Genomic DNA, 4005 nt, shown 5'->3' with positions numbered 1-4005 from the left:
CAGCTCGTCGCGTTGGAGGTGCGGACGAAGCGGTTGAATGTGAGTCACGCGTTCCACTCCGTGCTGATGGAGCCGATGCTGGCGGAGTTCCAAAACGTCGTGGAGGGCCTCTCGTTCACCGCACCGCGGCTGCCGTTCGTGTCGTCGGTGACCGGTGCTTTGGCCGGTGGAGAGATCGCGACCGCCGACTACTGGGTCCGCCACGTCCGTGACGCCGTACGTTTCGCCGACGCCGTCTCGGCACTCCACGCCGAGGGCGCACGCGTATTCGTCGAGGTGGGTCCGGACGCGGTCCTGTCCGGTCTGGTCGGGCAGAGCATTCCCGACGCCTTCACGGTTCCGGTGTTGCGCCGCGACCGGGATGAGACACGCACTGCCATGACAGCAGTCGGCCGCCTGCACACGGCCGGCGTCCCGCTCGACTGGGCGGCGCTGCTGCCCGGAGCCCGCCACACCGACCTGCCCACCTACGCCTTCCAACACGAACGCTACTGGCTTGACGCGCCTGCCGGGGCGGGGGATGTCACGGCTGCGGGCCTCACTTCCCCCGGTCACGGGCTGCTGGGGGCTGCTGTCGCCCTCGCCGAGGGCGACGGTGTCCTGCTCACAGGACGACTGTCTCGGACCACCCACCCTTGGCTGGCCGATCACAGGATGCACGGGACAGTCCTCGTGCCTGGTGCGGCGCTGGTGGAACTGGTGCTGCGGGCCGGTGACGAGGTGGGTTGCGGCCGCATCGGGGAACTGACCCTGCAGGCGCCCCTCGTGCTGCCGGAGAGCGGCGGTGTGCGGGTCCAGGTTGTCGTGCGTGGTGCTGACGCGGACGGCACGCGGGGAGTGGATGTGTATTCCCGGCCCGACGAGGGGGAGGGCGATGAAGCGTGGACGTTGCACTGCGGTGGTGTTCTGGCCCCGGAGAGTGCCGTTCCCGATGAGTCGGATCTGGTGGTGTGGCCGCCGCGGGGTGCGGAGTCGGTGGATGTGGCGGGCTTCTATGACGTGATGGCTGGGCGTGGGTATGGGTACGGTCCTGCGTTCCAGGGGCTGCGGGCGGTGTGGCGGCGCGGTGACGAGGTGTTCGCCGAGGTGGCGCTGCCGGAGGGTCTCGTCGATTCGGCGGGGGAGTTCGGCCTGCATCCCGCGCTTTTGGATGCTGCTCTGCATGGGGTGGTGGCGGTTGCGGGCGGGGTGGGTTCCGAGGGTGTGGTGCGGGTTCCGTTCTCGTGGCGTGGTGTGTCGTTGTATGCGGGTGGTGCGGCGAGTCTTCGGGTGCGTCTGAGTGTGGGTGAGGACGGGGTGCTGTCGCTGGTGGCAGCGGATGCTGCCGGCGAGTTGGTGGTCGGTGTCGAGGCGCTGGCGACGCGGGAGGTGTCGCAGGAGCAGTTGGCTGGTTCCGGGCAGAGGGACTCGTTGTTCCGGGTGGAGTGGGTGCCGGTTACGGATGCGGGTGCTGTGGTCCGTGCCGGGTCTTGGGGTGTGCTGGGTTCCGGGGGGCTGCTGGTCCCTTCGGAGGGTGAGGTGTTTGCCGATGTGAGTGCGGTGGCGTTGGCGGGTGTGGTGCCTGGGGTGGCGGTGTGGGAGTGCCCGGTGCCGGTGGGTGGTGAGGTTCCGGGTGTGGTGCATGAGGGGCTGGCTGCGGTTCTGGGTGTGGTTCAGGAGTGGTTGGCGGATGAGCGTCTGGCCGGTAGTCGTTTGGTGGTGGTGACGCGGGGCGCGGTCGCCGCTGGTGCTGGTGCTGGTGCTGGTGCTGCGGGTGTTGGTGTTGGGTCGGTTGTTGATGTGCGGTCGGCTGGTGTGTGGGGGTTGGTGCGTTCGGCGCAGGCTGAGCATCCTGGGCGGTTGGTGCTGGCTGATGTGCCGGTGGGTGCGGATGCTGGTGCGGTGGTTGACGCGGTTGCGTTGGGGCTGGGCTCGGGTGAGTCGCAGTGGGCTGTGCGTGATGGTGTGGTGGTGGTGCCGCGTCTGGTTCGGGCTGAGCCTTCCGGGGTTGAGGCTTCGGTTGGTGGTGGGTTTGGTTCGGGTGCGGTGTTGGTGACGGGTGCGTCGGGTGTGTTGGGTGGTGTGGTGGCCCGGCATCTGGTGTCGGTTCACGGGGTGCGTGAGTTGGTGTTGTTGAGTCGGCGGGGTTCGGCTGCGGAGGGTATGGCTGCGCTTGAGCTGGAGTTGTCGGGGCTTGGTGTGGCGGTTGAGGTGGTGGCGTGTGATGCCGCAGACCGTGGAGCGCTGGCCGGTGTTCTGGCGGGGCGTTCGTTGTCGGGTGTGGTGCATGCCGCCGGTGTTCTGGACGATGGCATTGTCACGTCGTTGGATGCGGCCCGGCTCAGTGGTGTGTTGCGGCCGAAGGTGGATGCGGCGTGGCATTTGCACGAGCTGACCCGGGACATGGACCTGTCGGCGTTCGTCTTGTTCTCTTCGGCGGCTGGGGTGTTCGGTACTCCGGGGCAGGCCGGGTATGCGGCGGCGAACGTGTTCCTCGATGCGTTGGCGCAGTTCCGTCGGTCGCAGGGTCTGGTGGGGGTGTCGTTGGCTTGGGGTCTGTGGGCGGACACGAGTGCGATGACGGAGACGCTCGGCGAAGCCGATGTGCAGCGTATGACGCGTTCGGGTGCGTTGGCGTTGGGTTCGGATGAGGGGCTGGGTCTGCTGGATCGTGCGGTGGCCGGGGGTGAGGGTGACGGGTTGTTGGTCCCGATCCGGCTGGACCTGGCCGCCCTGCGCCGGCACCCGGACGTCGTACCTCCTCTCCTCACCAAACTGATTCCGCTTCCGACCCGGCGGCGGGCCGCGAGCGGCGGTTCCGCCGATACGGGGAAGGGAGAACTGGCGCGGGCCCTGGCGGCGCTGGACGCCCCCCGGCGCGCTTCTCACGTACTGGGGTTGGTTCGCACGGCGGTGGCCACGGTCCTCGGGCATGCCTCTGTCGAGTCCGTGGAGCCGGACAGGTCGTTCCGGGATCTGGGCTTCGACTCGCTGATCGCGGTGGAACTGCGTAACCGGCTCACCATCGTGACCGGCCTGCGTCTGCCGGCGACCATGGTCTTCGACTACCCGACCGCGGCAGCGCTTGCCGACTACGTGCTGTCCCAGGTCGTCGGCGAGTCCGCGGATGCTGATCCGGCTGCCGTGACGGCCCATCCCAAGAACGACGACGAGCCGATCGCGATCGTCGGCATGAGCTGTCGGTACCCGGGCGACGTCACTTCTCCCGAGGGATTGTGGGAGTTGGTGTCGACCGGTGGTGACGCGGTCTCCGGTTTCCCTGAGGACCGGGGTTGGGATGTAGAGGGTCTGTTCCATCCCGATCCGGATCATGCGGGTACGACGTATTCGCGTGAGGGTGGGTTTTTGCATCGGGCTGCTGAGTTCGATGCGGGGTTCTTCGGGGTGTCGCCGCGTGAGGCGGTGGCGATGGATCCGCAGCAGCGGTTGTTGCTGGAGGTGTCGTGGGAGGCGTTCGAGCGGGCGGGTGTTGATCCTTCGGGGTTGCGGGGGTCTCGTACGGGTGTGTTCGCCGGGGTGATGTATCACGATTATGCGTCGCGGTTGCGTGAGGTGCCCGGTCCGTTGGAGGGGCTGATGGGTACGGGTACGGCGGCGAGTGTGGTGTCGGGTCGGTTGTCGTACACGTTCGGGCTGGAGGGTCCGGCGGTGACGGTGGATACGGCGTGTTCGTCGTCGTTGGTGGCGTTGCATCTGGCGGCTCAGGCGTTGCGGTCGGGTGAGTGCGATATGGCGTTGGCCGGTGGGGTGACGGTGATGTCGACGCCGGGTGCGTTCATCAACTTCAGTCGGCATCGGGGGCTTGCTCCTGACGGTCGGTGCAAGGCGTTCGGTGCGGGTGCGGATGGTACGGGTTGGGCTGAGGGTGCGGGGATGCTGTTGGTGGAGCGTCTCAGTGATGCGGAGCGTCTGGGGCATCGGGTCCTGGCCGTGGTGCGGGGCAGTGCCATTAATCAGGATGGTGCTTCGAATGGCCTGACGGCCCCGAACGGTCCGTCGCAGCAG

General features: G+C 67.8%; 1 protein-coding gene. It reads left to right on the top strand.

Annotated elements, in window-relative coordinates; translation table 11 throughout:
- Positions 1-4005: beta-ketoacyl synthase N-terminal-like domain-containing protein (locus tag ACGFZA_RS42435; protein WP_393686465.1), on the top strand; the 4005-nt coding region annotated here is incomplete at both ends.

It is taken from the genome of Streptomyces sp. NPDC048211, from assembly GCF_043202315.1.
Classification (GTDB): domain Bacteria; phylum Actinomycetota; class Actinomycetes; order Streptomycetales; family Streptomycetaceae; genus Streptomyces.
The sequence above is the reverse complement of the archived record's forward strand: the minus strand, read 5'-3'. Positions and strand labels throughout refer to the sequence as shown.